A 21,765-nucleotide genomic window follows, 5' to 3' on the forward strand; every position below is an offset into this window, starting at 1 on the left:
ATGGCTACGAATTCCTCACGTTCCGTTTTGCCACCGAGATGTAATGCCTGTCATCGAAATTTGCCGGGGGTTCGGATCCACCGGCAAGCAGACCATACACCAGCTACCGAGGTGTCGAACCGAACTGCTCAATCCAGGCTGGTCGCCTGCAGCACCAGCGTGGCTACGTCGCGATCCAGGAATGCATAGGTTGCGGTGGACGCGGAGGAAAAACCCGCGTCGAGAAGTTCGCCGGTCAGGAACGGGCCGGGCGGCACCTCGGCGGAAAGTGCATCGGCCACCCTGGGCGCCCGCCCGGTGTCGGTGGGCGCGAACTGGTCGACCATGGCGCCCGCGACGGCCGGTGAGAGCTTGACGACGGCATCCGTCCAGCGCACCGCGTCCTCGGCCGGGTCGCCCCACTGCAGCCAGGCCACCGCGTCGGGTGCGCCGACGGCGGGGAACACGGCGACCAGACCGGGAATGTCGCGACGGATGTCGGTGGGCGGGGGCGACGCCTCCGGCGCGGCCTGCTCGGACGTGTCAGAACAGCCGGTCGCCACGGCGGCACACAGGGCCGCCGTGGCGATGGCATTGCGAACATGCACGCTGGGTCAGTAGCGGTAGTGCTCCGGCTTGTACGGGCCGTCGACGTCGACGCCGATGTACTCGGCCTGTTCCTTGGTGAGCTTGGTCAGCGAGCCACCGAGCGCCTCGACGTGGATCTTGGCGACCTTCTCGTCGAGGTGCTTGGCGAGGCGGTAGACCTCGTTGTCGTACTCGTCGTTCTTGGTCCACAGCTCGATCTGCGCGATGACCTGATTGGAGAAGCTGTTGCTCATCACGAACGACGGGTGCCCGGTCGCGTTGCCCAGGTTCAGCAGACGCCCCTCGCTCAGCACGATGATGGAGTGACCGTCGGGGAAGATGAACTCGTCGACCTGCGGCTTGATGTTGATCCGGCGGATGTCCTTGTCGCGCTCCAGGCGGGCCATCTCGATCTCGTCGTCGAAGTGCCCGATGTTGCCCAGGATCGCCTGGTGCTTCATCGACCGCATGTGCTCGAGGGTGATGATGCCCTGGTTGCCGGTCGCGGTGATGACGATGTCGGCCCAGCCGATGGCCTCTTCGACGGTCTTGACCTCGAAGCCGTCCATCAGCGCCTGCAGGGCGTTGATCGGGTCGATCTCGGTGACCGCGACGCGGGCGCCCTGGGCCTTGAGGGCCTCGGCGCAGCCCTTGCCGACGTCACCGTAGCCACACACCAGCGCGGCCTTGCCGCCGATCAACACGTCGGTGCCGCGGTTGATGCCGTCGATCAGCGAGTGCCGGGTGCCGTACTTGTTGTCGAACTTGCTCTTGGTGACCGAGTCGTTGACGTTGATGGCCGGGAACGCGAGCTCACCGGCGGCGGCGAACTGGTACAGGCGCAGCACACCGGTGGTGGTCTCCTCGGTAACGCCCTGCACCGACTCGGCGATCTTGGTCCACTTGTCCTTCTCGGTCTCGTAGCGCTTGCGCACCAGCGCCAGGAAGACCTTCCACTCGTCGGAGTCGTCGTCCTCGCCGGGGGGCACCACGCCGGCCTTCTCGTACTGCGCACCGCGCAGCACCAGCATGGTGGCGTCACCACCGTCGTCGAGGATCATGTTCGCCGGCTCGCCGGGCCAGGTCAGCATCTGCTCGGCGGCCCACCAGTACTCCTCCAGGGTCTCGCCCTTCCAGGCAAAGACCGGGGTGCCCTTGGGCTCCTCGACGGTGCCGTGCGGCCCGACGACGACCGCCGCGGCCGCGTGGTCCTGGGTGGAGAAGATGTTGCACGACGCCCAGCGCACCTCGGCACCGAGCGAGACCAGGGTCTCGATCAGCACGGCGGTCTGGATGGTCATGTGCAGTGAGCCCGAGATGCGCGCGCCCTTGAGCGGTGCGACATCGGCGTACTCGCGGCGCAGCGCCATCAAACCGGGCATCTCGTGCTCGGCGAGGCGGATCTCCTTGCGGCCGAATTCGGCAAGCGAAAGGTCAGCGACCTTGTAGTCGATGCCGTTGCGTACGTCGGCGGTCAACTCAGTCATGTGGATAGAGCCCCTTATTCATCGTCGTTCTCGATCGGTTGCCCGGCGCGCACAGCTGTGCGGGGGCGACACCGGTGGCCTGCGGGCTCGCGGGACAGGCACTTCTGCAGCGCTCTGCCAGCTACCGGGTGTCTATGACACCGTACCGCTCGGCGAACGGCGTCATGAGCCTAGCCAGATCCATGGCCACATCGTGGTCGGCTTCCGGGGGCATGGAGACATAGCTCATGGCCAGCCGGACGATGGCCCTGGCCAGCACTCCGGAGTCTTCGTCGGTGGCCTTGATCCAGCTGTGCTGGAACGTCTCGGTCAGCCGCTGCGAACACCGGGTGATGATCGGTCCGCTGTCGGTGGTGATGATCTGCAGGAGATCCGGCTTGGCTTCCCCGTTGAGCAACGAGATCACCAGCGGATCCGAGGCCGAGTCGATGAAGAACGCGCGGAAACCCTCCAGGAACGCGTCGTAGACGCGGCCGACGTTGTGGTTGATCGCCGCGTCGACGGCGTTGACGAGGCGATCGGCCAGCCGCAGCGCATAACCCTCGGCCAGGCCCTGACGCGATCCGAATTCGTTGTAGATGGTCTGGCGGCTGATGCCGGCCGCCCGCGCGACGTCGGTGAGGGTGATCGACGACCAATCCCGGGTCAGCAGCATGTCGCGCATGCCGTCGAGGATCGAGTCCCGCAACAGCACCCGGGACGCCTCGGCGTACGGCACGCGCGGTGCCGTACGCCGGGTGTCGGGTGCGTTCATAGTCGCGACCCTATAACTTCGCGCCGCCGGGAGGCGCTGTTGACGCCCCGGCGCCCGAACGGTCACGGCCGGGCGATCTCGACCATGTCGAAATCGGATTTCGCCGCGCCGCAGTCCGGGCAACTCCAGTCCTCGGGGATGTCATCCCAGCGGGTACCGGGGGCGATACCGTCCTCGGGCCAGCCCTTGGCTTCGTCGTATTCGAAGCCGCATTGCACGCAGACGAACAGTTTGTAGTCCATGGGTGTTCCTCTCGGGTCCGGCCGGTTCTATGTCCCGGCGCTTGCCTCGTCGTGCACTTCGAAGTCGACCTTCTCCCGTACCGCGCAGTCCGGGCAGCACCAGTCGTCAGGTATGCGATCCCAGCTCGTTCCGGCCGGAAAGCCTTCGCGGGGAGCACCTTTGGCCTCGTCGTACACGTAGCCACACGCCGGGCAACGGTAGGCGCTCACTGGGGTGCCGCCGCGTGACCGTACTTCGCCAGCACCTTGTCACGCATCCGGGGATGGATGTTCACCTTGGTGAGGTCGCCGCCGTAGTGCGCCAGCACCCGGTGATCCATCACCTTGCGCCACAGCGGCGGAAAGTAGGTCAGCCCCACCATCGACGCGTAGCCGCTGGGCAGGTTCGGTGCGCCCTCCATGCTGCGCAACGTCTGGTAGCGCCGGGTCGGGTTGGCGTGGTGATCGCTGTGGCGCTGCAGGTGATAGAGGAACAGGTTGGTGACGATGTGGTCGGAGTTCCAGCTGTGCTCGGGTGCGCAGCGTTCGTAGCGCCCGTTGGCGGTCTTCTGCCGCAGCAGGCCGTAATGCTCGAGGTAGTTCACCGTCTCCAGCAGCGAGAAGCCGAACACCACGGAGATCAGCACATACGGGATGACCGCGACGCCGAAGACCGCCAGGATCGCCCCGTAGAGCACCACCGACATCGCCCAGGCATTCAGCACATCGTTGGACCAGTGCCACTTGCTCTTGCCGACTCGCTCGAGCCGCTTGGCCTCCAGCTCCCACGAGGATTTCAGGCTGCCCCACACGCTGCGCGGGAGGAACTCCCAGAACGTCTCGCCGAACCGCGCGGACGCCGGATCCTCCGGGGTGGCCACGCGCACGTGGTGACCGCGGTTGTGCTCGATGAAGAAATGGCCGTAGCAGGTCTGCGCGAGGGTGACCTTGCTGAGCCAGCGCTCCAAAGTCTCCTTCTTGTGCCCCATTTCGTGGGCGGTGTTGATCCCGACGCCACCCATCATGCCCACCGACAGGGCAAGACCGATCTTGGCCGGCCAGCCCAGCGATCCGTCGAAGCCGAGCCAGCTCAGGTCCGCCGCGGTGAACAGGTAGGCGCCCAGCACCAGCGTCAGGTACTGGAACGGGATGAAGCTGTAGGTGCAGTAGCGGTAGTAGCGGTCGTTCTCCAGCCGCTCCATCAGCTCGTCGGGCGGGTTCTCCCCGTCGGGCCCGAACCGCCGATCCAGCAACGGCAGCACGATGTACACCAGGATCGGACCGATCCAGAACGGCACCTGCGCCGCGGCGTGCCAACCGAACTGGTTGAGCGCCCAGACGATCGGGAGCATCACCAGCACCGCGGTGGGCACGATCAGCCCCATCAGCCACAAGTGCCGCTTGCGGTCGCGCCACTGCCCGACCGGGGTCGTCGCTTCGGATTGCGTCGTCACAGCCCATTCACCTCCATGTGAGTGCCATCACTAATGGATTTGACTATAGAGCCCACTTTGTCCGATGTCTAGACAAAACATAACTATTTGTAAAAGTGATCGGCCGATGCGGACCGACACCTCGACGAGGACGGGCGTGCCGACACCATCGGCCACGGCGGCGGCAATAGCCGAGGAGGAGACGGTCGGTGGCCTTGGGTTCGGTGCAGGGGCGCCGCCGGTGCGGCGCAGCGGGGTCAGAACCCGACGGTCACCCGGAACAACCGCGCGGGCTCGGCGGTGTACAGCCGGATCTGCCCGTCATCGGCGGACACCCATGCGGCGCCGCCACGCTCCAGGGTCACCGACCCGGACTTGGCGCGCACCTCGACGGTGCCCTCGATGCACAACAGCACCTGCGGGCCGTCGTGTTCGGCCGGCGCGTCGATAACGTGTCCCACCTGTTCGCCGCTCACCTGCAGCACCGACACCGCGAACTCCGGGGCCGGGGTGTCATAGACCAGTTCGGCCCCACCGCGGGTCGATCGGGGCAGGATCACCGAGTCGTCGGCCGGCGTGAAGTCCAGCACGCGCAGCAGTTCCGGCACGTCGACGTGCTTGGGCGTCAACCCGCCCCGCAGCACATTGTCGGAGTTCGCCATCACCTCGAAGCCCACGCCGTGCAGATAGGCGTGCAGGTTGCCGGCCGGCAGGTAGATCCCCTCGCCGGGCGCCAGCGTGATGCGGTTCAGCAGCATCGCGGCCAGCACCCCCGCGTCACCGGGATAGCGTTCACCGAGTTCGAGGATCGTCTTGGCCTCGGCCTGGAAGGTCGTCTCACCCGAACGGATGTAGTTGATCGCGCCGTCGAGCACGGCGGGCACCAGCAGATCGAGTGCGGGCTGGGGCGCGGTGATCCAGGTGGTGAACAACGCGCGCAGCCCGTCGGCGTCGGATTGGCCCTCGAGCAGGGCGATGTAGGGATCCAGGTCGGCGACGGCCAGCGCACGCATGAATTCCACGCTGGCCGCGGCCGGGCGGAACCCTGCCAGCGCCTCGAACTGGCCCAGCGCCACGATCAGTTCCGGCTTGTGGCTGGCGTCCCGGTAATTGCGGGTCGGCGCCGACACCGGAATGCCGAGCCGCTCCTCGCGTTCGAAGCCGTGCACGGCCTGCTGACTGCTGGGGTGCGCCTGCAGCGACAACGGCTCGTCCGCGGCGAGTACCTTGGCCAGAAACGGCAACCCGTCACCGAATCGGGCCCGCGCGCCCTCGCCGAGTTGCCCCGCCGGGTCGGCGCCGATCACGTCCAGCAGCGAGCGCTCACCCTCATCGGTCACGCAGTGCGCCGAGTCACCCGGGTGCGCGCCGAACCACAGCTCCGCCTCGGGATGTTGTGTGGGGCTTTGCCTTCCGGTGAACTCAGCTATCGCGGTACGCGACCCCCACGCGTATTTCCGGACAGCGCCACGGAGCAGATTCACACCCTCAACCTCGCACCAGTCGTAGGTACACGGCGGTCATCTCCAGACGCACCGCCAGCGTCGCCAACTGCTGTTCCAGGCGCACGCCCCCGATCACGGTCCCGGCGTCGGGCACATCGTCGGCGCTGACCACATCCAGGTCGGCAAAGCCCTCGGTCCGCGTCACCACCGCGGGTCGGCGCTCATCGGAGGTCAGCACCACGGTGCGCACCCGCGACGGCAGCGGACCGTCGAATTCCTCGTCGTGGAACAGCGCGGTCTCGTAGTCCACCGGCGCGATGTTCAGCGGGCTCACCGCCGCCAGCGCGTCGGCGAGCCCGACCGCCGCCACCACCTGACGCGCCACCCGCAGCAGCACCGCAGCGCCGTGCTGCGCCAGCGCCAGCATCGCCGCGCTGTCCGCGGCCAGCACGACGTCGCGGCCGGTCAAGCGCTCGGCCAGCGTCTTGGCCGGATTGGTGAACAGCTCGCGGGCCGCGCTGTTGCGCAGGGCCTCGGCATCGAGGGCATCGGCCAGCGCACCGATATCGACGCGCGCCGCGTCGTCGACGACGGACAGCACCGCCACCCCGGCCGCCAGATAACGGGTCAACCCGAACTCGTCGGGGACCGGCAGCCGCGGCGCCAGCACGGCCGCGCGACCGGCCGTCGCGTCGCGCAGCGGTCCCTCGTGCGGCGCGACCACGGCGACCCGTGCACCGCGGCGCACACCGGTCGCGGCGGCGGTCACCAGCACCGGATCACCGGCATCGGCGCCGGCCACCACCACGACATCCAGCGCACCGGTCCACGGCGGAACCTCGGGCGCCACCACGATGGGGACACCGCTGGCCGCCCCGAGCGCCGCCGCCAGCACGGCGCCGGCGGCCCGGGCCGCGCCGGCCTCGGCAATCCAGATGAGCGTGCGCGGCGGGATCTCGGACCGCAGCAGATCCAAGGCACCCTCGTCGACCGCGGCCGCGGTGGCGCGCACCTGCGCGCCGGCCATGGCGGCCGCCCGCAGCAGCCCCTCGCGGTCGGCAGCCAGCAACCCCTCGACATCGTCGAGGTCGATGGTGGCCGCCCGAGAGGTCACGGCGCCGGCTCGCTGCGCGCGGCAATGAGACTGGCCACCTGCTGCACCACCTCGTCGACTTCCTCGGTGGTGCGGGCCTCGACATTGAGCCGCAGCAGCGGCTCGGTGTTGGAGGTGCGCAAGTTGAACCAGCGGCCATCACCGAGATCCACCGTCACACCGTCGAGATGATCCAACGACTGGATACGGCTGCCGAATGCGGTGAGCACGGCATCCACACACCCCGGGGCGTCGGCGACGGTGAAGTTGATCTCGCCGGAGGATTCGTAGCGCTGGTAGTCGGCCATCAGCTCCGAGAGCGGACGCTGTTGTTCGCCGAGGGCGGCCAGCACGTGCAGCGCGGCCAGCATTCCCGAGTCGGCACCCCAGAAGTCACGGAAGTAGTAGTGCGCCGAGTGCTCACCGCCGAAGATGGCGCCGGTCTCGGCCATCAGCCCCTTGATGTAGGAGTGGCCCACCCGCGAGCGCACCGCGGTGCCACCTCGTTCGGTGATTAACTCCGGCACCGCACGTGAGGTGATCAGGTTGTGGATCACCGTGGCACCGATCTCGCGGCCCAGCTCGCGGGCCGCGACCAGGGCGGTCACCGCGGACGGCGACACGGGCCGCCCCCGCTCGTCGACGACGAAACACCGGTCGGCGTCCCCGTCGAAGGCCAGCCCGATATCGGCACCCGATGCCAGCACGTGCGCCTGCAGATCGACCAGATTGGCCGGATCCAGCGGGTTGGCCTCATGGTTGGGGAAGGTGCCGTCGAGTTCGAAATACAACGGCAGCACCGTGATACCGGGAATCGCCCCGAGCACTGCAGGGGTGGTGTGCCCACCCATGCCGTTTCCGGCGTCGACGGCGACCCGCAACGAACGCATCGCGGACAGATCGACCAGTGAACGCAGGAATTCGCCGTACTCGGCGAGCAGATCGCGATCGGTGATCGTGCCGGCGGCACCGTCGTACGCGGGTACGCCGTCGATGACCTCTTGAGCGATGGTGGCAAGACCTGTTTCCCGCCCGACCGGCAAGGCGGCGGCGCGGCACAGCTTGATGCCGTTGTAAGCGGCCGGGTTGTGGCTGGCGGTGAACATCGCGCCAGGGCAGTTCAGCAGGCCCGAAGCAAAGTACAGCTGATCGGTGGAGGCGAGCCCGATGCGGACCACGTCGAGGCCCTGGGCGATGACGCCCTCTGCGAACGCGTCGGACAGCGACGGCGAGCTCGCGCGCATGTCATGCCCGATGACGACGGTGTCGACCGTTGCGGCACTGTCCTCGTCGCGCACCAGCCGGGCGAAGGCACCGCCGACGTCACGGACGAACGCGTCGTCGATCTGTTCTCCGACCAGCCCCCGCACGTCATAGGCCTTGATGACAGCGTGGACAGCCTCAGCGGGCCGAGACATGGCTCTCCTCGCTCTCTGTGTACAGGGGAATCAAAGAACTGCTTGGCACACTCAGCCTAGTGTCTCGCCACGGCGGCCGCCGCAGGTCCCGTGAGCGGGCACGACGCAATCCGCCGCCCGCCGGGATCCGAGCCGGGCCGGATTACTCCGAGTTCGGCTCGGGGTCCGGAAGCACCCGCAGATGACCGCGCCGGCGGCCGTTGGGCTCCGGGCGACGCACCGGAGGGGCCATCAGGGCACCGCCGGGCAAGCCGGTGCCGGGATCGGAGAATCCGGCGGGCACGCCGTTCACCAGCGATTGCACGCCGTCACGGCCTTCCCGGACGGCATCGGCGAGGGCCGACAGATCGTCCTCGTCGGGATGGGTCGGCAACGGACCGGCATGGCGCACCAATTCCCATCCGCGGGGAGCGGTGATCCGGCCGGCATGCACGACACACAAATCCCAGGAGTGCGGCTCGGACACGGTCGCCAGGGGTCCGACGACGGCTGTCGAGTCCGAATAGACAAAGGTCAGCGTCGCCACGGCGTAGTGCGGGCACCCGGGCCTGCAGCAGCGACGGGGAACGTTCACGCAGGGAAGATTATCGTGCGGCGACGCGTCGGGCCTCCGGACACGCGCGCGCCGGGGTCGCCGATCTCCAACCGTTACCATCTCTGGCGTGGCGCAGCGTATCCATCGGGGTTCCCGGCGCGGCCGTGGAATGCGCGGGTCGCTGCTGCCGCCGACCGTGCCGGGGTGGCGCAGCCGCGCCGAGCGATTCGACATGGCGGTACTGGAGGCCTACGAGCCGATCGAGCGCCGGTGGCATCAGCGGGTGTCCGGATTGGACGTCGCGGTCGACGAGATCCCGCGCATCGCGCCCAAGGATCCCGATAGCGTGCAATGGCCGGCCGAGGTGGTGGCCGACGGCCCGATCGCGTTGGCACGCCTGATCCCGGCCGGAGTGGATGTCCGCGGTAACGCCACGCGGGCGCGAATTGTCTTGTTCCGCAAGCCGATCGAGCGACGCGCCAAAGACACCGACGAACTCGCCGACTTGCTACATGAGGTGTTGGTGGCGCAGGTGGCCACCTATCTGGGCGTCGAGCCCTCCGTCATCGACCCTTCGGCCGAGGACGAATAGCGCGTTGCGACCGGTGCGGCCGCAACGCGCCTGCGTCAGATGATGCCGCGCTTGAGGCGGCGACGCTCCCGCTCGGAGAGGCCACCCCAGATACCGAAGCGCTCATCGTTGGCCAGTGCGTACTCCAGGCACCGGTCACGTACCTCACAACCCTGGCAGATCCGCTTGGCCTCGCGGGTCGAGCCGCCCTTCTCCGGGAAGAACGCCTCGGGGTCGGTCTGCGCACACAGACCGCGCTCCTGCCACTGGTCGTCGTCCTCGATCGTGTCGGGCGCCAACTCGATACGGTCGGGCACCAGACTCAGATTCGGGCGCCCGACGACGTCGCTCGCCGCTGGATCGGTAGTGGTGTGCGGTGCACTGTCCACTGAACCGAGCATCCGGTCTTCGAACCGGAGCGCGCGGTCGAAATCGACCTGCTCAAAAGACATGTTCCGCCTCCTCACCTGATAATTTTCCCCGTTGTTGCCGATCGGAGCCCATACTGAATCGCGGATCGGCAAACCCTCCAGCACTGCCCCAGCTATCACTATTGTGATGTCAGGCCATCTACGATTCGAACATACGATCGAATCCCGGTCTGCGGCACCGAAACCGGCGGGCGAACCACGAATGACACTGATGTGATTAGACACGCGTTAGCTGTCAGGGTCAAGCGGAATGGCTGGTTTTCATACCATCTCGTGACATAGATCCGGCGTGTCCACGCTCCGGCGTGTTCGCCACACCCGGGTGGCCACACCGACAAATGCTGGCTGGCCTAGGGTCTGAGGGCGTGAAGGTCACAGTTCTGGTCGGCGGCGTGGGTGGCGCCCGCTTCCTGCTCGGCGTCCAGCATCTGCTGCGACTGGGGCAGTTTGCCGATGCCGGCGCCGAATCCGAGCACGAGTTGACCGCCGTGGTCAATGTGGGAGACGACGCGTGGATGTTCGGGGTGCGCATCTGCCCCGACCTCGACACCTGCATGTACACCCTCGGCGGCGGTATCGATCCCGAACGCGGCTGGGGTCACCGTGACGAAACGTGGCATGCCAAGGAGGAACTGGCCGCCTACGGCGTCGCGCCGGATTGGTTCGGACTCGGCGACCGGGACCTGGCCACCCATCTGGTGCGCAGCCAGATGCTGCGCGCCGGCTATCCGCTCTCGCAGGTCACCGAGGCACTGTGCACACGATGGGCGCCCGGTGCCCGGCTGCTGCCGGCCAGCGATGACCGCAGCGAAACCCACGTCGTCATCACCGATCCCGAGGGTGAACGCAAGGCGATCCATTTCCAGGAGTGGTGGGTGCGTTACCGCGCCAAGGTCCAGACCCACAGCTTCGCCCACATCGGCTCGGACAAGGCGACCGCCGCCCCCGGTGTCACCGAAGCGATCTCCGACGCCGATGTCGTGCTGATCGCGCCGTCCAATCCGGTCGTCAGCATCGGCTCCATCCTGACGATCGGGGGGATCCGCGGCGCCCTGCGATCCACCCCGGCTCCCGTCATCGGTTACTCCCCCATCATCGCCGGAAAGCCGTTGCGCGGTATGGCCGACGAGTGCCTCTCGGTGATCGGTGTCGAATCATCCTCGGAGGCCGTCGGAAAACACTTCGGCGCCCGCAGCGGAGTCGGCATCCTGGACGGCTGGTTGATCGATCAGGGCGACTCCGCCACCATCGACGGCGTGCAGGTGCGCCAGGCGCCATTGCTGATGAGCGACCCGGCGGTCACCGCCGACATGGTGCGGGCCGGCCTGCAATTGGCGGGCGTCGCGCTATGAGCGCCGAGCACGGAACCGCCGGGCCCATCGAGATCATCCCGGTGACCGGGCTGGGCGAGTTCCGGCCCGGCGATGATCTGGCCGCCGCGATCGCCGATGCCGCCGCCTGGCTGCGCGATGACGACGTGGTGGTCATCACCAGCAAGGTGCTCTCCAAGACCGAGGGCCGTATCGTCAGCGCACCCACCGACCCCGAGCAGCGGGACACCCTGCGCCGCAAGCTCATCGACGACGAGGCCGTGCGGGTACTGGCCCGCAAGGGCAAAACCCTGATCACCGAGAACGCCATCGGGTTGATCCAGGCCGCCGCCGGCGTGGACGGCTCCAATATCGACACCGCCGAACTCGCCCTGCTGCCGGTGGACCCGGACGGCAGCGCCGCGGCGATCCGCGCCGGCCTTGCCACCCTTCTCGAGGTCCGGGTCGGCATCGTCATCACTGACACCATGGGGCGCGCCTGGCGCAACGGACAGACCGATGTCGCCATCGGCGCCGCCGGGCTCACGGTCCTGCACGGCTACGCCGGAGCCACCGACCCGCACGGCAACGAACTCGTGGTCACCGAGATCGCCGTCGCGGACGAACTGGCGGCCGCGGCAGATCTGGTGAAGGGCAAGCTGACCGGCATCCCGGTGGCGGTGGTGCGTGGCCTGCGGTTGCACGATGACGGCTCCAACGGGCGCACCTTGGTCCGCAGCGGCGAGGATGACCTGTTCTGGCTCGGCACCGCCGAGGCGATCGAGCTGGGCCGCAGACAAGCACAGCTGCTGCGGCGTTCGGTACGGCAGTTCGGTACCGAACCGGTGCCCGCGGAACTCATCGAGGAGTCGGTCGCCGAGGCGCTGACCGCGCCGGCCCCGCACCACACCCGCCCGGTGCGATTCGTATGGGTGCGCGACCCGCAGACCCGGCTGCGATTGCTCGATGCGATGAAGCGGCAGTGGCAGGCCGACCTGACCGGGGACGGCCGCTCCGAAGACGACGCTCGGCGACGCACCGATCGCGGCCAAATCCTCTACGACGCACCTGAACTCGTCATCCCGTTCATGGTGGGCGATGGTGCGCACAGCTACCCGGACCCACAGCGCACCGCCGCCGAACACACCATGTTCACCGTCGCCGCGGGTGCGGCGGTACAGGGACTGCTGGTGGCGCTGGCCGCCCGCGGGATCGGCAGCTGCTGGATCGGTTCGACCATCTTCGCCGCCGAGATCACCCGCCGCGAGCTCGCCGTCGAAGACGAGTGGGAACCGTTGGGGGCCATCGCAATCGGCTACCCCACCACGGCGGCCGGGCCCCGCGACCCGGCGTCGACCGATGGGTTGCTGATCGAGCGATGAGCCTGCACGCGTCCGTCGTCGACACGTTGTCGCGTTGGCATGCACCCGATCCCGAGCAGGACGCTCTGCGCCATGCGGTCCTGGCATTCGTGTTGGCCCGGCCCGACGCCTGCGCCCGGGCCTGCGCGCCCGGGCACATCACCGCCTCGGCGCTGGTCGTCGACCACAGTGGCGGGCACGCGCTGCTGACGCTGCATCCGCGCGTCGGGAAGTGGCTGCAATTGGGTGGGCACTGTGAGGACTCCGACTCCGATATCAGCGCCGCGGCGCTACGCGAGGCCACCGAGGAGTCGGGCATCGAGGGACTGCGTATCGAGCCGGACCTGGCGGCCCTGCATGTCCATCCGTTGACCTGCTCGTTGGGCTCGCCCACCAGACATCTGGATCTGCAGTTCATCGTGCGCGCCCCGACCGGGGCCGAATTCATACGCAGTGCGGAATCGCTGGACCTGCGGTGGTGGCCGCTGGATGCGATGCCCCAGGATGATCCGGCACTGTTGACCCTGGCCCGGGCGGCCCGCACGGCGTAGCGGCGCGATCACCAATTAGCTTCGTGCGCAGCGTATTCCGAAGCGCCGCCGCTAGACGTCGGTGGAGTAGCGGATGCCGCCGTCGGGGATGGTGACCCCCGGCCACACCCGGGCACCACGCAGCAGCTCGCAGCGGGCCCCGATATCGGCTCCGTCGCCGATGACACCGTCGCGGATGAGCGCCCGCGGCCCGATGCGCGCACCGAACCCGATGATCGAGCGTTCGATGACCGCGCCGGCCTCCACCCGGACACCGTCGAAGATGACCGCGCCGTCCAGGCGCGCGCCGGCACCGATCTCCGCGCCGCGCCCGACCACGGTGCCGCCCAGCAGCAGCGCACCCGGGGCGACGGCCGCTCCGTCGTGGACGAGGAACTCCCCGCGTTGATGCTGCAAGGCCGGCGACGGCGCGATGCCGCGCACCAGATCCGCCGAACCCCGCACGAAATCGTCGGGGGTGCCCATATCGCGCCAGTAACTGGCGTCGACGTAACCGCACACCAACTTTCCGTCGCTGAGCAGCTTCGGGAACACCTCGCGTTCCACCGAAAGGGCCCGGTCCTTCGGGATCTGCTCGATGATCTCGCGGCGGAACACATAACAGCCGGCATTGATCTGGTCGGTCGGCGGGTCCTGCGTCTTTTCCAGGAATGCGGTGACCCGGCCGTCGGCGTCGGTGGGCACACACCCGAACGCGCGCGGATCTCCCACCCGCACCAGGTGCAGCGTCACATCGGCCCGGTGGCCGGCGTGGTAGTCCAGCAGCGCACCGAGATCGGCGCCGGAGAGCACGTCCCCGTTGAACACCAGCACGGTGTCGTTGCGCAGCTTGTCGGCCACGTTGGCGATACCACCACCGGTGCCCAGTGCCTCCTTCTCGACCACATACTCGATCTCCAGCCCGAGTTTGGAGCCGTCACCGAAGGCAGCTTCGAACACCTCGGCCTTGTACGAGGTACCCAGCACCACGTGGTGGATCCCCGCCGCGGCGATCCTGGAGAGCAGGTGGGTCAAAAACGGCAGGCCGGCCGTCGGCAGCATCGGCTTGGGCGCCGACAAGGTCAGCGGACGCAAGCGGGTGCCCTGCCCACCGACCAGGATTACCGCGTCCACCTTCGACGGATCGAGTGTGCCGGCCATGTCAGAGCCGTCCTTTCGTCTGCTTACGTCGAGAGTTCCGGACCACGAGACCGGCGCGGGCGGCCAGCGCACCCCTGATCGTCCACCTCAGCGGGGCCTGCCACCAGCGCGAATGGCGGTCAGCCAGGAAAGTGTAGGTGCTGCGGTGGTGGGCCGCCAGGTTCCGGGCGGGATCCCGTCCGGTCGAATGTCCCTTGTCATGCAGGATCTCGGCGGACGGCACGTAGATGTTCTGCCGGCCCGAGCGCTCCAGGCGATCACCGAGGTCGACATCCTCCATGTACATGAAATAGCGCTCGTCGAAACCGCCGACGTCGACGAAAGCGTCCCGGCGTAACAGCAGGCAGGCACCGGACAGCCAGCCGACCGGACGTTCGCTGGGGGTCAGTCGCTCCTGCCGGTAGGCCGCCGTCCACGGATTCGATTTCCACACCGGGCCGACGACAGCGTGCATGCCGCCGCGGATCAGGCTGGGCTGATGCCGGGCGGACGGATACACCGAACCGTCCGGATCGCGGATCAGCGGACCGAACGCGCCGGCGGCCGGCCAGCGCTGCGCGGCCGCCAGCAGTTCGTCGATACTGCCCGGACCCCATTGCACGTCCGGGTTGGCCACGATGAACAGCTCGCCGTCGGTGACGTGGGCGTCGACGGCCCGGTTGACGGCGGTGCCGTAGCCGAGGTTGCCGCCGGTGTGCAGCAATGTCACGTTCGGGTAGCGCGCGACCGCGTCCTCGGGGGCACCGTCGGTGGAGCCGTTGTCGGCCATGATCACCGTCACCGGCAGCTCGGTGGCGTGCGCCAGTGAGGCCAGGAAGCGATCCAGATGCGGGCCCGGCGAGTAGGTCACCGTCACGACCTTGAGTTCGTCAGTCACCGCGGGAAGCCAGTTCGTCGCTCACGCTGCTAGAGGTTAACCGGACCGCCGAACGGGACGTCAATTCAGCTCCGCCAACGCCGCACCCAGCCCGTCCCGCCACGACCGCAGCGGGCGGTAGCGGGCGTCGAAACGCGCGGTCGACAGCGCCGAGTAGACCGGACGCGGAGCCGGTCGCGGGTGTTTGTCGGTGCTCACCGGGCGCACCCGTTCCGGGTCGGCACCGCTGCCGGCGAAGACCGCGCGGGCCAGCTCGTAGCGGCTGGCCGGGCCGGTGTTCACCACGTGCAGCAGCGGCGGGGCCCCGGGGTCGTCGGCGATCTGCAGCAGCGCCCCGACCAGGTCGGCGACATAGGTGGGTGAGCCGGTCTGGTCGGCCACCACCTCTATCTCGTCACGTTCGGACTCCAGCCGGCGCATGGTGGCCACGAAATCGCTGCCCACCCCGGTGTACACCCAGGCGGTGCGCACCACGGTCGCGTCCGGCAGCGCGTCGTGCACGGCGCGTTCCCCGGCGAGCTTGCTCTGGCCGTAGACGCTGCGCGGGCCGACCGGATCATCCACGTCGTAGGGCCTCGGCGCCCCGTCGAAGTCGCCGCCGAACACATAGTCGGTGGAGATGTGCACCAGCCGGGCGCCCCTGGCCGCGCACGCGCGCGCGACGTTGCCCGCCCCGGTCGCGTTGACCGCGTATGCGCGGGCCGGTTCGGCCTCGGCGACGTCGACCGCGGTCAGGGCGGCACAGTTGATGACGACGTCGCCGGGCGCCACGATGTCGTCGCCGGCCGCCGGATCGGTGATGTCCCATTGCACCGACGTGCACGCAAGCAGATCACGGCCCCGGGCGGTGAGTTCAGCGCCCAGGAAGCGTCCAACCTGCCCGCCCGCGCCGGTGATGACGATTCGGGCAGGCACGACCGCTATCCGGCGAGCACCCCGGCGGCAACCTTGGGCTGCCAGTCCGTGGTGAGCAGCGCGCCGTAGTTGGCCTCGCGGTCGTTGCGGTTGGCGGTGTCCAGATCGCGCACGGCGTGGATGAAGGCCGGGCCGGCCCAACCCACCGCCGCCGCGGCGCCCAGCACGTCGACGATCTGCTTGGCCTGCTCCTGCTGGCTCACGCCGTCACCGGGAATATCGCTGGTGGACGCGCCCATCTCGGTCAGCCAGATCTTCTTGCCGCCGTCACCGTTGGCCACCATGACATCGTGCATGCGCAGAACATCGGACCAGCCGTTGTTGCTGTCGGCGGCCAGGCCACCCGGGAAGACGTAGGGGTGGGCCGCGGCGGCGTCGAAGGAGCCCTTGGCGCCCGCGTCATACATCTGCTGCAGGAACCCGGGCGGTGAGTCCGGTCCGGCCAGCGGGCTGAGCCCGGCGGCGACCACGGTGGCGCCCGGGTTGGCGCCCTTGATGGCGGGGTAGGCGGCCTTGAGCATGCCGGTGTAGCGAACCGCCTTGTTGTCGGCGAAGCCCATGAACAACGGCAGGTTCGGCTCGTTCCAGATCTCCCAGGCGTTGACCCGGCCGGCGTAGCGGCTGGCCGCGGCCGCGGCGAAGGCACCGAACTCACCGTTGTCCTTGGGCGGTGAGGACGGGAACAGCAGCTGCGCCCCCTGGGTACGCGCCCAGAACGGCGTGTTGGAGATCAGCCCGAGGACGCGCAGGCCATTCGCGCTCGCGGCGTTGACCAGGCTGTCGAAGTAGCCCCAGTTGTATTCACCCGGACCGATCCCGACGATCCCCCAGTCCAGCGGAAGACGCACCCAACTCGCACTGGTCTTGCCCACCGCGGCGATCTCGCGGGCGGAATCGGCCGGGTTCCCGGTGGCCCAGGTGTATCCCTGGGCGAATCCGTAACCGTCGGCCGGGGCCACCACGGCGTTCGCGGTGGCCGGGCTGACCGTGACCATCGACACCACCAAGGCGATCATGACCACCGCACGGCTGCAGGCCCTGCCCCACGTTTTTCGCATACCGCTCAAGTTACCGGACCTCCCATGTACTCATCGATCGAACGCCCAGCACAGACGGGGGAATGCCACGGTCTGCCGATAACGATCGGTACGCCATGTGTCGTTCACCGACCCGCCATCGTTACCGCGACCGCCACCGCGGATCCGGCACCGACGTGGTTGGCACGCCGACGCGCTTGGGCGGACATCCCGGTTGCGGCCAGTAGCCTGGGCTGATGCAAAATCGGCTGACCAGGACGGTCGGCGTCATTGCCGCGGTGGCGGTCGTGGTGTCCACCGGTGTGGCCTGGAGCACGGTGCGTTCCTTCGAGGACGGCATCAACCACGTCAATTCCGCCGCGCTCGGCGGGGGCGGCGAGGACGGCGCGATCGACATCCTGCTGGTCGGCGTCGACAGCCGCACCGATGCGCACGGGAACCCGTTGTCGGCCGAGGAGTTGGCCACCCTGCGGGTCGGCGACGACGTGGCCACCAACACCGACACCATCATCCTGGTCCGCATCCCGAACAACGGGAAGTCCGCGACGGCGATCTCCATCCCCCGTGACACCTATGTCGACCTGCCGGACGACCAGGGAAAGATGAAGATCAACGGGGTGTACGGCGACGCCAAGCTGGCCACCATGAAACAGCTCATCGAGGTCGAGGGCATGGACCCCGCCGAGGGTGAGAAGCAGGGCATCGAAGCCGGCCGCGAAGCGCTCATCGAAACGGTGGCGCACCTGACCGGTGTCACCGTCGACCACTACGCCGAGATCGGGCTGCTGGGCTTCAGCCTCATCACCGATGCGCTCGGCGGGGTCGATGTGTGCCTCAAAGAGCCGGTGTACGAACCGATGTCCGGGGCGGATTTCCCGGCAGGCTGGCAGAAGCTGGACGGTCCGCGGGCACTGAGCTTCGTGCGCCAGCGCCACGACCTGCCGCGCGGCGACCTGGACCGGGTGACCCGCCAGCAGGCGGTCATGGCATCGCTGGCGCATCAGGTGATCTCCGGTAAGACGCTGTCCAGCCCGGCCACTCTGGGCCGGCTGCAGACCGCGGTGCAGCGTTCGGTGGTGCTCTCGGAGGGCTGGGACATCATGGACTTCATCAAGCAGCTCCAGGAGATCGCGGCGGGTTCGGTGGCATTTGCCACCATCCCGATCCTGCGCGAAGACGGCTGGAGCGATGACGGTATGCAGTCCGTCGTGCGCATCGACCCCGAACAGGTGAAGGAATGGGTGGACAGCCTGCTCACCGAGCAGGCCGAGGGCAACACCGAGAAGGTGGCCTACTCCCCCGACAAGACCACCGTCGACGTGATCAACGACACCGACATCAACGGCCTGGCCGCTGCGGTGTCGGAGGTGCTGACCGGCGGCGGATTCACGGCGGGCTCCGTCGGTAACCACGAGGGCCCCGGCGTGGCCAACAGCCAGGTGCGCGCGCACAGCACCGATGACCTTGGCGCTCAAGCAGTTTCAAAGAGCCTGGGCAATCTGCCCGTCGTCGAGGACCCCTCGATGACGGACGGCACCGTGCAGGTCGTGCTGTCCGACGACTACTCGGGACCGGGTTCGGGCCTGGAGGGCAGCACGCCGGCGGCCGATCCCGCGTCCACCGAGTGGTATCAGGGGTATGAGGGTGGCGATCTGGTGTCCTCCCCGGAATCCGCCGCGCCACCACCGTCGCCGATCATCACCGCCGGTTCCGACGACCCGCAGTGCGTGAACTGACGTGTCGACCCTCAGCGCGGCACTGCTCGACCCGTTGATGAAACGCGATCCGATGGGCCCGCGGATCACCTACTACGACGACGCCACCGGTGAGCGCATCGAGGTGTCCACCGTGACGCTGGCCAACTGGGCCGCCAAGACCGCCAACCTGCTGCGCGATGAGCTGGGGGCCGGGCCGGGCAGCAGGATCGCGGTACTGCTGCCCGCGCACTGGCAGACGGCCGCCGTGCTGCTGGGTGCCTGGTGGATCGGGTCGGAGGTGATCTTCGGGGACCCCGACGGCGCCGATACCGTGGCCGATATCGCGTTGTGCACCGCCGAGCGCCTGGACGAGGCCGACGCCGCGGTGGGCACGGACTCCGGGCTCGGGGAGGTGGTGGCACTCTCCCTCGATGCGTTCGGCAAGCCGGTACCCGATCTGCCGATCGGGGTCACCGACTACGCGACCTCGGTGCGCGTGCACGGTGACCAGATCGTGCCCGAGCGCACACCCGGCGCCGCGCTGAACGGCCGGACCGCCGCCGAGGTCTTGGCGCTGGCCACCGATGCGGCCCACGAGCAGGGATTCACCCCGGTCGACCGCATGCTCTCGACCGCCCCGTGGCGCACCGCCGACGATATGATCGGGCACTTTCTGGCCGTGCTGGCCGCGGGTGCGTCACTGGTGCTGGTCGCCAATGCCGATCCAGACGTACTGGACCGGCGGCGTGTGACGGAGAAGGTGAGCCGGGGGTAATTCCTCCGGTCCACGGCAATATCAAATACCCTGAGCGTCAATATCGTCCTCGCATAGGCCGACCGGCCTCGGGTGAGTACCCTGTGACAGGTGGGAAGCATCGCCATGAAATTCGCTGCGTATCGGCATCTTGGCCATCGACGTGTGCAGGGCTATACGGAGTCGTCGGCCATAGGGTTGCTGCACGCCGTCGATCGGTATCAGCGCGAGGCCGGGATCAGCGGTCCGATCGCGGAGATCGGCGTCCATCACGGGCAACTGTTCATCGCGATGAAGCTGCTGCAGCAACCGGGCGAAGCCGCCATTGCCATCGACCTGTTCGAAGACCAGGAAGCCAATATCGACAAGTCCGGCCAGGGTGACCGGGACCGCTTCCTGCGCCACCTCGATCGCTGGACCGACCGCACCGGCCTGGTCATCCACCAGGGCGACTCCACCGCGATCGTGCCCGGTGACATCCCGGCGATGTCGAACGTGCGGATCTTCTCCGTCGACGGCGGACACACCCAGGAAATCGTGCTCTCCGATATGCGGCTGGCCGAGAAGAGCCTGGCCGACGGCGGCGTGGTGATCGCCGACGATGTGTTCAACCAGCAGTGGCCCGGGGTGTGCGTCGGTACCGTGCACTATCTGGAGCAGGGCGGCGCGCTGGTGCCGTTCTACATCGGCCACAACAAGGTGCTGTTCACCCAGCCTGAGCATGCCGAACGCTACCGCCGCACCCTCGATGCCGCCTACGCGGACAAGACCATGACCGCGGTGTTCGAATCGACCTTCGTGGGCCATCCGGTCAGCATCCTGGTGCCGGTGCCCAAGCACCCGGTGCACATCGCGCGGCGCAGCGAGACCGTGCGCACCACCTACCAGAAGGTCACCAAACTGCTCCGGTAGCCCACCGCACCCCGCGAGCAGACACATATGGCCGCAATTCCGTGAAGAATTGCGGCCATATGTGTCTGCTCGCGCAGAAAAGAGGGAAGGCTACTTGAGCAGCTGGCGGCTCATCACGACGCGCTGGATCTGGTTGGTGCCCTCGTAGATCTGGGTGATCTTGGCATCGCGCATGTAGCGCTCCACCGGGAAGTCCACGGTGTAGCCGTAACCGCCGAACAGCTGCACCGCGTTGGTGGTCACCTCCATCGCCACGTCGGAGGCGAAGCACTTCGATGCCGAGGCCAGGAACTGCAGGTTGGGTTCCATCCGCTCGGCCCGGGCAGCGGCGGTGTAGACCATCAGCCGGGCCGCCTCGATCTTCATGGCCATATCGGCGAGCATGAACTGGGTGTTCTGGAAATCGGCGATCGACTTCCCGAACTGCTTGCGCTCCTTGGTGTACGCGATCGACGCGTCCAGGGCACCCTGGGCGATGCCGACGGCCTGGGCGCCGATGGTGGGCCGGGTGTGGTCCAGGGTGGCCAGCGCGGTCTTGAAGCCGGTGCCGGGCTCGCCGATGATGCGGTCGCCGGGGATCCGGCAGTTCTCGAAGTACAGCTCCGTGGTGGGCGACCCCTTGATGCCCATCTTGTGTTCCTTGGGCCCGGCGGAAAAACCCTCGTCGTCTTTGTGCACGATGAACGCCGAGATGCCGTTGGCGCCCTTGTCGGGGTCGGTCACCGCCATGACGGTGTACCAGGTGGACTTGCCGCCGTTGGAGATCCAGCACTTGGTGCCGTTGAGGATCCAGTCGTCCCCGTCGGCGACGGCCCTGGTGCGCATCGCGCCGGCGTCGCTGCCGGCCTCGCGCTCACTGAGCGCGTAGGAGGCGGTGGCCTCGCCGGCCGCGATGGACGGCAGCACCTTGGCCTTGAGTTCCTCGGAGCCGCGCATCAGCAGTCCGGTGGTCCCCAGCTTGTTGCAGATCGGGATGAGCGAGGACGACGCACACACCCGCGCGACCTCCTCGATCACGATGCACGCCGCGACCGCGTCGGCGCCCTGACCGCCGTACTCCTCGGGGATGAAGACCGCCGAGAAGCCCGAGCCGTCCAGGGCGGCCAGCGCCTCGTCGGTGTAGCGGGCCTGCGCGTCCACCTCGGCGGCGTACGGTGCGATCTCCTTCTCACACAACGCGCGCAGCACTGTGCGCAGCTCGTTGTGCTCGTCGGACAGCTGGAACAGGTCAAATGACGGATTGGCAACCATTTGGG

General features: G+C 68.0%; 23 protein-coding genes. 7 read left to right on the forward strand and 16 right to left on the reverse strand.

The window, feature by feature from the left end; translation table 11 throughout:
• Nucleotides 1-128: 128 nt before the first annotated feature.
• The 10 genes from A7U43_RS23015 to A7U43_RS23055 all read right to left on the reverse strand — a co-directional run bounded on the left by A7U43_RS23015 (nucleotide 129) and on the right by A7U43_RS23055 (nucleotide 8,992).
• Nucleotides 129-587, reverse strand: a complete 459-nt coding sequence (locus tag A7U43_RS23015) for a hypothetical protein (RefSeq protein WP_067999704.1) — start codon at nucleotides 585-587, stop codon at nucleotides 129-131.
• Between the two features lie 6 nt (nucleotides 588-593).
• Complete coding sequence (gene ahcY, locus A7U43_RS23020; protein ID WP_067999706.1) at nucleotides 594-2,054, reverse strand: adenosylhomocysteinase; 1,461 nt, start codon at nucleotides 2,052-2,054, stop codon at nucleotides 594-596.
• Between the two features lie 121 nt (nucleotides 2,055-2,175).
• Entirely contained in the window at nucleotides 2,176-2,808 is a 633-nt protein-coding gene (gene alkX / locus A7U43_RS23025; RefSeq protein WP_067999710.1) for a TetR family transcriptional regulator AlkX, read from the reverse strand.
• A gap of 62 nt (nucleotides 2,809-2,870) precedes the next feature.
• The gene (locus tag A7U43_RS23030; RefSeq protein ID WP_067999712.1) at nucleotides 2,871-3,050 is read right to left on the reverse strand and encodes a rubredoxin; all 180 of its coding nucleotides are present in this window, start codon (nucleotides 3,048-3,050) and stop codon (nucleotides 2,871-2,873) included.
• Nucleotides 3,051-3,077: 27 nt separating this feature from the next.
• Nucleotides 3,078-3,260, reverse strand: a complete 183-nt coding sequence (locus A7U43_RS29290; RefSeq protein WP_082902267.1) for a rubredoxin — start codon at nucleotides 3,258-3,260, stop codon at nucleotides 3,078-3,080.
• Nucleotides 3,257-4,414 carry an alkane 1-monooxygenase gene (locus A7U43_RS23035; RefSeq protein WP_082902468.1) on the reverse strand — a complete coding sequence of 386 codons (1,158 nt, stop codon included), beginning with the start codon at nucleotides 4,412-4,414 and terminating at the stop codon, nucleotides 3,257-3,259. The genes A7U43_RS29290 and A7U43_RS23035 overlap by 4 nt, the downstream gene beginning before the upstream one ends.
• Before the next feature lie 305 nt (nucleotides 4,415-4,719).
• Nucleotides 4,720-5,946, reverse strand: coding sequence for a mannose-6-phosphate isomerase, class I (gene manA / locus A7U43_RS23040; RefSeq protein ID WP_067999716.1), 1,227 nt, complete (start codon nucleotides 5,944-5,946; stop codon nucleotides 4,720-4,722).
• A 4-nt stretch (nucleotides 5,947-5,950) separates the two neighbouring features.
• Nucleotides 5,951-7,021: a TobH protein gene (locus tag A7U43_RS23045; RefSeq protein WP_067999718.1), complete on the reverse strand. Its 1,071-nt coding sequence runs from the start codon at nucleotides 7,019-7,021 to the stop codon at nucleotides 5,951-5,953.
• Nucleotides 7,018-8,418: a phosphomannomutase/phosphoglucomutase gene (locus tag A7U43_RS23050; RefSeq protein WP_067999720.1), complete on the reverse strand. Its 1,401-nt coding sequence runs from the start codon at nucleotides 8,416-8,418 to the stop codon at nucleotides 7,018-7,020. The genes A7U43_RS23045 and A7U43_RS23050 overlap by 4 nt, the downstream gene beginning before the upstream one ends.
• Nucleotides 8,419-8,560: 142 nt before the next feature.
• Complete coding sequence (locus A7U43_RS23055; protein WP_067999722.1) at nucleotides 8,561-8,992, reverse strand: DUF3499 domain-containing protein; 432 nt, start codon at nucleotides 8,990-8,992, stop codon at nucleotides 8,561-8,563.
• Nucleotides 8,993-9,122: 130 nt separating this feature from the next.
• Between A7U43_RS23055 and A7U43_RS23060 the strand changes: the two genes are divergently transcribed.
• Entirely contained in the window at nucleotides 9,123-9,545 is a 423-nt protein-coding gene (locus A7U43_RS23060; protein ID WP_067999724.1) for a metallopeptidase family protein, read from the forward strand.
• A 35-nt stretch (nucleotides 9,546-9,580) separates the two neighbouring features.
• Here A7U43_RS23060 and A7U43_RS23065 read toward each other — a convergent pair whose 3' ends face one another.
• Nucleotides 9,581-9,850 carry a WhiB family transcriptional regulator gene (locus A7U43_RS23065; protein WP_197500092.1) on the reverse strand — a complete coding sequence of 90 codons (270 nt, stop codon included), beginning with the start codon at nucleotides 9,848-9,850 and terminating at the stop codon, nucleotides 9,581-9,583.
• Nucleotides 9,851-10,320: 470 nt separating this feature from the next.
• On the opposite strand from A7U43_RS23065, the gene cofD reads away from it, so the two are divergent.
• The 3 genes from cofD to A7U43_RS23080 are packed head-to-tail and all read left to right on the forward strand — an operon-like array spanning nucleotide 10,321 to nucleotide 13,177.
• Nucleotides 10,321-11,307 (forward strand): 2-phospho-L-lactate transferase, encoded by a 987-nt coding sequence (gene cofD, locus A7U43_RS23070; protein WP_067999725.1) that lies wholly within the window; start codon nucleotides 10,321-10,323, stop codon nucleotides 11,305-11,307.
• Nucleotides 11,304-12,647: a coenzyme F420-0:L-glutamate ligase gene (locus A7U43_RS23075; RefSeq protein ID WP_067999727.1), complete on the forward strand. Its 1,344-nt coding sequence runs from the start codon at nucleotides 11,304-11,306 to the stop codon at nucleotides 12,645-12,647. The genes cofD and A7U43_RS23075 overlap by 4 nt, the downstream gene beginning before the upstream one ends.
• Complete coding sequence (locus A7U43_RS23080) at nucleotides 12,644-13,177, forward strand: NUDIX hydrolase (RefSeq protein ID WP_067999730.1); 534 nt, start codon at nucleotides 12,644-12,646, stop codon at nucleotides 13,175-13,177. The genes A7U43_RS23075 and A7U43_RS23080 overlap by 4 nt, the downstream gene beginning before the upstream one ends.
• A gap of 51 nt (nucleotides 13,178-13,228) precedes the next feature.
• Here the strand turns inward: A7U43_RS23080 and manB are convergent, their stop codons facing one another.
• The 4 genes from manB to A7U43_RS23100 are packed head-to-tail and all read right to left on the reverse strand — an operon-like array spanning nucleotide 13,229 to nucleotide 17,167.
• A complete protein-coding gene (gene manB, locus A7U43_RS23085) occupies nucleotides 13,229-14,317 on the reverse strand; it encodes a mannose-1-phosphate guanylyltransferase (RefSeq protein WP_067999732.1) in 1,089 nt (362 codons plus the stop codon).
• A gap of 1 nt (nucleotide 14,318) precedes the next feature.
• On the reverse strand, nucleotides 14,319-15,194 hold the full coding sequence (locus A7U43_RS23090) for a glycosyltransferase family 2 protein (RefSeq protein ID WP_067999733.1): 876 nt from the start codon (nucleotides 15,192-15,194) through the stop codon (nucleotides 14,319-14,321).
• 60 nt (nucleotides 15,195-15,254) lie between these two features.
• The gene (gene rfbD, locus A7U43_RS23095; RefSeq protein ID WP_067999735.1) at nucleotides 15,255-16,109 is read right to left on the reverse strand and encodes a dTDP-4-dehydrorhamnose reductase; all 855 of its coding nucleotides are present in this window, start codon (nucleotides 16,107-16,109) and stop codon (nucleotides 15,255-15,257) included.
• Between the two features lie 5 nt (nucleotides 16,110-16,114).
• Entirely contained in the window at nucleotides 16,115-17,167 is a 1,053-nt protein-coding gene (locus A7U43_RS23100; RefSeq protein WP_067999738.1) for a glycoside hydrolase family protein, read from the reverse strand.
• Nucleotides 17,168-17,382: 215 nt separating this feature from the next.
• Here A7U43_RS23100 and A7U43_RS23105 point away from each other — a divergent pair, with 215 nt between their 5' ends.
• The 3 genes from A7U43_RS23105 (at nucleotide 17,383) to A7U43_RS23115 (ending at nucleotide 20,509) form a co-directional block, all read left to right on the forward strand.
• Nucleotides 17,383-18,882: an LCP family protein gene (locus A7U43_RS23105; protein WP_067999740.1), complete on the forward strand. Its 1,500-nt coding sequence runs from the start codon at nucleotides 17,383-17,385 to the stop codon at nucleotides 18,880-18,882.
• A gap of 37 nt (nucleotides 18,883-18,919) precedes the next feature.
• A complete protein-coding gene (locus A7U43_RS23110) occupies nucleotides 18,920-19,618 on the forward strand; it encodes a TIGR03089 family protein (protein WP_068003515.1) in 699 nt (232 codons plus the stop codon).
• Between the two features lie 90 nt (nucleotides 19,619-19,708).
• Complete coding sequence (locus A7U43_RS23115) at nucleotides 19,709-20,509, forward strand: class I SAM-dependent methyltransferase (protein WP_231963440.1); 801 nt, start codon at nucleotides 19,709-19,711, stop codon at nucleotides 20,507-20,509.
• Between the two features lie 90 nt (nucleotides 20,510-20,599).
• Here A7U43_RS23115 and A7U43_RS23120 read toward each other — a convergent pair whose 3' ends face one another.
• Nucleotides 20,600-21,760 carry an acyl-CoA dehydrogenase gene (locus tag A7U43_RS23120; RefSeq protein ID WP_067999742.1) on the reverse strand — a complete coding sequence of 387 codons (1,161 nt, stop codon included), beginning with the start codon at nucleotides 21,758-21,760 and terminating at the stop codon, nucleotides 20,600-20,602.
• Nucleotides 21,761-21,765: the final 5 nt, after the last annotated feature.

Origin of the sequence: Mycobacterium adipatum (assembly GCF_001644575.1) — a bacterium.
GTDB classification, from domain to species: domain Bacteria; phylum Actinomycetota; class Actinomycetes; order Mycobacteriales; family Mycobacteriaceae; genus Mycobacterium; species Mycobacterium adipatum.

Bases quoted from the DNA above. Each gene is read 5' to 3' on its own strand.
- A7U43_RS23050 (WP_067999720.1), bottom strand. From the start codon at position 8,418: ATGTCTCGGCCCGCTGAGGCTGTCCACGCTGTCATCAAGGCCTATGAC.
- A7U43_RS23120 (WP_067999742.1), bottom strand. From the start codon at position 21,760: ATGGTTGCCAATCCGTCATTTGACCTGTTCCAGCTGTCCGACGAGCAC.
- A7U43_RS23105 (WP_067999740.1), top strand. From the start codon at position 17,383: ATGCAAAATCGGCTGACCAGGACGGTCGGCGTCATTGCCGCGGTGGCG.
- A7U43_RS23080 (WP_067999730.1), top strand. From the start codon at position 12,644: ATGAGCCTGCACGCGTCCGTCGTCGACACGTTGTCGCGTTGGCATGCA.
- A7U43_RS23030 (WP_067999712.1), bottom strand. From the start codon at position 3,050: ATGGACTACAAACTGTTCGTCTGCGTGCAATGCGGCTTCGAATACGAC.
- A7U43_RS23100 (WP_067999738.1), bottom strand. From the start codon at position 17,167: ATGCGAAAAACGTGGGGCAGGGCCTGCAGCCGTGCGGTGGTCATGATC.
- A7U43_RS23075 (WP_067999727.1), top strand. From the start codon at position 11,304: ATGAGCGCCGAGCACGGAACCGCCGGGCCCATCGAGATCATCCCGGTG.
- alkX (WP_067999710.1), bottom strand. From the start codon at position 2,808: ATGAACGCACCCGACACCCGGCGTACGGCACCGCGCGTGCCGTACGCC.
- ahcY (WP_067999706.1), bottom strand. From the start codon at position 2,054: ATGACTGAGTTGACCGCCGACGTACGCAACGGCATCGACTACAAGGTC.
- A7U43_RS23110 (WP_068003515.1), top strand. From the start codon at position 18,920: ATGAAACGCGATCCGATGGGCCCGCGGATCACCTACTACGACGACGCC.
- A7U43_RS23035 (WP_082902468.1), bottom strand. From the start codon at position 4,414: ATGGGGCTGATCGTGCCCACCGCGGTGCTGGTGATGCTCCCGATCGTC.
- manB (WP_067999732.1), bottom strand. From the start codon at position 14,317: ATGGCCGGCACACTCGATCCGTCGAAGGTGGACGCGGTAATCCTGGTC.
- A7U43_RS23060 (WP_067999724.1), top strand. From the start codon at position 9,123: ATGCGCGGGTCGCTGCTGCCGCCGACCGTGCCGGGGTGGCGCAGCCGC.